The organism is Mesorhizobium sp. M4A.F.Ca.ET.050.02.1.1 (assembly GCF_003997725.1).
In the GTDB taxonomy this organism is placed as follows: Bacteria; Pseudomonadota; Alphaproteobacteria; order Rhizobiales; family Rhizobiaceae; genus Mesorhizobium.
Genome location: NZ_RZSG01000414.1, coordinates 1 through 5,342, shown reverse-complemented (window position 1 = coordinate 5,342; position 5,342 = coordinate 1). Strand labels below are relative to the sequence as shown.

Here is a 5,342-nt window from a genome sequence, read left to right as displayed (position 1 = left end):
TGTGGACAGTGCTGACCGCTTCCGCGCCGGTGGTGCTGGTGGCAATGGCGGTCGGCATCGGCATCGCGCTGATCCAGGCGCTGACCCAGATCCAGGAAATCACCCTGACCTTCGTGCCGAAGATCGTCGCCATCATGCTGGTGGTGGCACTGACCGGCCCGTTCATCGGCGGCCAGATATCGGCCTTCACCAACGTCATCTTCGAGCGTATCGAGCACGGCTTCTGAGGCGGGAGGCGGAGTGCCTACTCCTTGCGCTCACCGGACGGCTTGCGGGCAGCCCTGTTGCGGCTAGATTGTGAATTGCGCGGCGTGGGCGCCACTGGTCTCAGGCGGTCTTCGAAAATCATGGGGCAGACTAAACCGGCCGGCAGGCCATGTGCGGAATAGCCGGCGTCTGGCGAAAGCGCGACCCGATCGGCGCCGGCGACCTGTCGGACATCGCCCGCATGATGCAGGCGCTGGCGCATCGCGGACCGGACGACCACGACAGCTGGAGCAGCAGCCGGCTCGCCCTGGGGCACCGCCGGCTTGCTATCATCGATCCCTCGCCCGCCGCCCGCGAGCCGATGCTGACCGCATGCGGCGAGGGCGTGCTCGCCTACAATGGCGAGGTCTACAACTACCGCTCGCTGCGCCAGACGCTCGAGACGGAAGGCTGCGTTTTCCGCAGCGTCTCCGACACCGAAGTGGTTCTGCAGGCCCTGCATCATTGGGGTCCTGAAAAGGCCGTGCCGTTGTTCGACGGCATGTTTTCCTTTGCCTACTTCGACGCGCGCGACAACGCCCTGTGGCTCGCCCGCGACCGCCTCGGCATCAAGCCGATGGCGGTGGCCGAGACGGCCGAGCGGATCCTGTTCGCTTCCGAGGACAAGGCGATCCTCGCCAGCGACGGTTTTGCCCGCCGCATCGATGCGCGCGAGATCACCTTGCGGCTCGCCTGGCAGCACCGCGATTCGAGCCACAGCCTGTTCGACGGCATCGAACGGCTGCCACCGGCCGGCCTCTGGAAGATCACCGAAGCGGGCATCGAGAAGCGCTGCTTCTGGCACGTCCTCGACGTGCTGGAGGCGGCGCGCATCATCGGCGACCGGACCTCCGACGACGAGCATATGGCGCGGCTCGAAGCGCTGATCGAGGACAGCGTCGATATCCACTGCATCGCCGACGCCAGCATCGCCACGGCCTGTAGCAGCGGCGTCGATTCCGGTCTGATTACGGCGCTGTCGAAGCGCTTCAGGCCGGAGATTCACGGCTATGTCGTCGATCCCCGGCTTGGCCGCAGCGAGGCGGAAAACGCCGAACGGACCGGCCGTCGCGCCGGCGTCCCCCTGCGCCGGGTGCCGGTCGACAGGAACCGGTTCCTCGAGCTCTGGCCGAAAGCGGTCTGGCATCTTGAGAGCGACGGCTGGCACGCAAGCCATGTCGGGCTTCTGGCGCTTGCCGAGCAATGCCGGACCGACGGCGTCAAGGTGCTGCTTACCGGCGAAGGCGCCGACGAGCTTTTCGGCGGCTACAAATGGCAGGCCGAAAGCATGCGGCCCTGGCGCGCATGGTCATGGCCGGGACGGCTGTTCCGCTCGCGGCGCTGGCTCGCTCGCAAATTCGGGCGCATGCGCCACGCGCCCTTCAAGACATCGACCGGTAATAGCTCCGCCTCGGAGCGCAATCTCGTGCTCAGGGCGCTGTCGCCGGAACTCAACTTCCTCCAGACCAGGATATTCGACCGGCTTGAGCCAGTGACGCCGCTCGGCGATCGCGCCTTCCTCGGAGCTTGCCTCTACGATCTCTATTCGCATCTGCAGGACTTGCTCAACCGACACGACAGGCTGAGCATGGCTGCCTCGGTGGAACTCAGGGTTCCCTTCCTCGAAAACCGGCTGATCGATTTCGCGATCCATTTGCCGAGGCGTCAGAAATTGCGCGGCAGGACCGGCAAGTGGCTTTTGAAGAAGGTCGCCGAAAAGCACCTGCCGCGCGAGAATGTCTACGCGCCGAAGAAAGGTTTCGAGATCTCGTCGGGCTTCACCCAGGGTAGCCAGGGCCTGCTGCGCGGCGGCTATCTGCGCGATGCCTTGAAATGGCCGGCCGCCGCCGTCGAAGACCTTGTCGACCTGGCAAAGCGCGACGAGGCCTCGAGGCTGCGCCTCGTCGGCATGGAACTGTTCCTGCGCCTCAATGCCGGCGGCGATACGGCGGACAGCCTGACCCAGGCGCTGCATGCGGCCGCCGCGGATGCGCGCGCGCATTGAGCAGCGGTTGGTCCAAGGCGGCCAGACCATTGGCTTAGCCGCGCCAGGACGTATTTTTGCCTCGCTATCCTGTTGTTGGAGCATAATCTTTTTCAGGCAAGGGTCCGCCCCCGCGTCGCCATGCTCCATCTCCGGAGATGGACATCCGCGTCGGCTGGGCCAACGACATGTGAAGCGGGACAGCACGGATGATCGATGACGAGCCGGACAGCGAACGCGTCTCGGCGCTGGCGCCGTTCCGGCACGGCATCTTCCGCGCCGTCTGGTCGGCCAGCCTTGTTTCGAACTTCGGCGGCCTCATCCAGGGCGTCGGCGCCGCATGGATGATGACCACGATCGCCACCTCCTCCTACCAGGTGGCGCTGGTCCAGGCCTCGACCACCTTGCCGATCATGCTGTTCGCGCTCATTGCCGGTGCCATCGCCGACAGCTTCAACCGGCGCAAGGTGATGCTGGTGGCGCAGTCGTTCATGCTGGTCGTCTCGGCGCTGCTCACCGTGTTCACCTGGTTCGGCTGGATGACGCCTTGGACGCTGCTTGCCTTTACCTTCCTGATCGACAGCGGTACGGCGCTCAACAGCCCGTCATGGCAGGCCTCGGTGGGCGACATGGTGCCCCGCGCCAAGGTGCCGGCGGCGATCGCGCTCAACTCGATGGGCTTCAACATCACACGCAGCGTTGGCCCGGCGATTGGCGGCGTCATCGTTGCCGCCGCGGGTGCAGCCGCCGCCTTTGCCGCCAATGCCGTCAGCTATATCGGACTGATCGTCGTGCTGTTCCGCTGGAAGCCGGAAGTACCCGCGCCGACGTTGCCGCGCGAGGCGCTCGGCGCGGCGATGGGCGCGGGGCTGCGCTACGTCGCGATGTCGCCCAATATCGGCAAGGTGCTGGCGAGAGGCTCGGCCTTCGGCTTCAGCGCCGGCGCCGTGCTGGCGCTCCTGCCGCTGGTGGCGCGCGACGTCGTCAAGGGCGATGCCTTGACCTATGGCATCATGCTCGGCGCTTTCGGCATCGGCGCGGTCGGCGGCGCGCTGATCAGCGTGCGGCTGAGGCAGTTGCTCTCCAGCGAAACGATGGTGCGCGCCGCCTTTGCCGGCTTTGCGCTCTGCGCCTTCAACGCTGCCGTCAGCCACAATGCCTGGCAGACGTCGGCCGGCCTGCTTGTCGGCGGTGCCTGCTGGGTGATCGCGCTCTCGCATTTCAACGTAACGGTGCAGATGTCGACGCCGCGCTGGGTGGTGGGCCGTGTGCTGTCGATTTACCAGACGGCGACCTTCGGCGGCATTGCCCTGGGCAGCTGGATCTGGGGCGTCGTCGCCGACGCCCATGGCGCCGAGGCTGCGTTGATGGCGGCCGCCATCGCCATGCTGGCGGGTGGCGCGATTGGCTTCTTCCTGCCTTTGCCGAAGCAGACCGTCCTCAACCTCGATCCACTCAACAGGTTCAAGGAGCCGATGCTGGCGCTCGACTTGAAGCCGCGCAGCGGCCCGATCGCCATTATGATCGAATACGTCATCCGCGCGGAGGACGAGCCGGAATTCCTCGCCACCATGGCCGAACGCGGGCGCATCCGCCGCCGCGACGGCGCCCGCAACTGGACGCTTGCCCGCGATCTTGAAAATCCAGGCATCTGGATCGAGCACTACCACACGCCGACCTGGGTCGAGTACATCCGTCACAACAGGCGTGCCACCCATGCCGACGCCGTGGTCGGCGAGCGCATCCGCGCGCTTCACAGTGGCGAGGAGCCGCCGCGCGTACGCCGCATGATCGAGCGCCCGACTACTGCCGGCACGACCCTTGTCTCACCCAAGGGGCCGATCGATCACTAACCTGCGTCTTTCGGCTCGGAAGATCGACCTCGCCATTCAGCCGGCGCTCTGGATCATGTAGAGCTTGCGCGTCGTCTCGTGGATCAGCCATTCGCCCTTCCACCCTTGCGGCAGGACGAGCAGGTCTCCCGGTCCGAGTTCGCGCATTTTGCCGTCGGCACGGCTCACTTCAGCGCGGCCGGAAATGATATGGCAGATCTCCGACGAGCCGGAACGATCGGCGGTGAAGCGGCCGGGCGTGCACTCCCAGATGCCGATATCGATGGTCCCGTCAGGCGACCGGAAGAGCGAGCGCACCGCCTCGACCTGACCTCCCTCAATGGAGGTCGGCTTGGGTGAGAACGCCCCGATATCGGCCGTGGCGAGGTCGTGGAAGGTCGAAAGGTCGATCAAGTTGGGCTCCATGGGTCAAAGCGATTCCAGGAAAAGCGAGCAGCTGTTTCCTGTCCGGAATTGCGAAACGCTCTAGTGGCCGGTGATGGCGTCGGCCAGGGCGGCAAGCTTCGAGGTGTGCGAAAGCCCGGCGGCCTCACGGCGATCGGCGAGATGGTAGAGCTGGTACATCGAGTGCACGCCGAGCCAGCGGAAGGGCTCCGGCTCCCAGCGCCGCACCTTGCGGTTGACCCAAGGCAGGCGCGTAAGCTCCGTGTCCTGGCCAAGGATCAGGTCGGCGAGCGTGCGCCCCGAAAGATTGGAGCTCGAGACACCCAGCCCGACATAGCCGCCGGCCCAGCCGATGCGGGTCGCCGGATCGAGGCCAACCGTCGTGCACCAGTCGCGCGGCACGCCGAGCACGCCGCACCAGGTATGCTCGATGCGGCAGCCCGCCGTCTGCGGCAGCAGCGTCGTCAGGATCTGATGCAACTGGTCGATCGTCGCCTGCTGCGTCTGGCCGTTGACGTCGGTGCGCGAGCCGTAGCGATAGGGCACGCCGCGCCCGCCCATGGTGATGCGCCCCTCGCGCGTGCGCTGGGCGTAGCAATAGGCGTGGGCGGCACTGCCGAGAAGCTCATGCCCTTCCCAGCCGATCGCGCGCCACAGCTCCTGCGATAGCGGCTCGGTCACGATCTGCGCGCTATTGAGGGCCAGCCAGGTCCGCTCCTCGCCGGGGATGCCTGCGGTGAAACCCTCGGTCGCGCGGATGATGGTTTCCGCGCGCACCGTGCCGCGGTTGGTCGTCACGTTGCCTTTGGCGATGGCGGTCACCGTCGTCTGTTCGTAGATCGGCACGCCCAGCCGCTCGACGGCGGCGGCAAGCC

At 66.3% G+C, this 5,342-nt stretch carries 5 protein-coding genes; 3 read left to right on the top strand and 2 right to left on the bottom strand.

Annotated features, from left to right (window positions below):
• The 3 genes from fliQ to EOA33_RS23115 form a co-directional block, all read left to right on the top strand.
• The coding region (gene fliQ / locus EOA33_RS23125; RefSeq protein ID WP_127406681.1) for a flagellar biosynthesis protein FliQ at positions 1-227 on the top strand (227 nt) is incomplete at its 5' end.
• Between the two features lie 149 nt (positions 228-376).
• The gene (asnB, locus tag EOA33_RS23120) at positions 377-2,251 is read left to right on the top strand and encodes an asparagine synthase (glutamine-hydrolyzing) (protein WP_127406680.1); all 1,875 of its coding nucleotides are present in this window, start codon (positions 377-379) and stop codon (positions 2,249-2,251) included.
• 188 nt (positions 2,252-2,439) lie between these two features.
• Positions 2,440-4,083 carry an MFS transporter gene (locus EOA33_RS23115; RefSeq protein WP_126058465.1) on the top strand — a complete coding sequence of 548 codons (1,644 nt, stop codon included), beginning with the start codon at positions 2,440-2,442 and terminating at the stop codon, positions 4,081-4,083.
• A gap of 36 nt (positions 4,084-4,119) precedes the next feature.
• Here EOA33_RS23115 and EOA33_RS23110 read toward each other — a convergent pair whose 3' ends face one another.
• Both EOA33_RS23110 and EOA33_RS23105 read right to left on the bottom strand, forming a co-directional pair.
• Complete coding sequence (locus EOA33_RS23110) at positions 4,120-4,488, bottom strand: cupin domain-containing protein (protein ID WP_127406679.1); 369 nt, start codon at positions 4,486-4,488, stop codon at positions 4,120-4,122.
• 60 nt (positions 4,489-4,548) lie between these two features.
• A partial coding sequence (locus EOA33_RS23105) for an FAD-binding oxidoreductase (protein WP_127406678.1) occupies positions 4,549-5,342 on the bottom strand: 794 nt, incomplete at its 5' end.

Excerpts from the sequence above, each read along its gene's own strand:
- EOA33_RS23115 (WP_126058465.1), top strand. The coding sequence starts at position 2,440 with ATGATCGATGACGAGCCGGACAGCGAACGCGTCTCGGCGCTGGCGCCG.
- asnB (WP_127406680.1), top strand. The coding sequence starts at position 377 with ATGTGCGGAATAGCCGGCGTCTGGCGAAAGCGCGACCCGATCGGCGCC.
- EOA33_RS23110 (WP_127406679.1), bottom strand. The coding sequence starts at position 4,488 with ATGGAGCCCAACTTGATCGACCTTTCGACCTTCCACGACCTCGCCACG.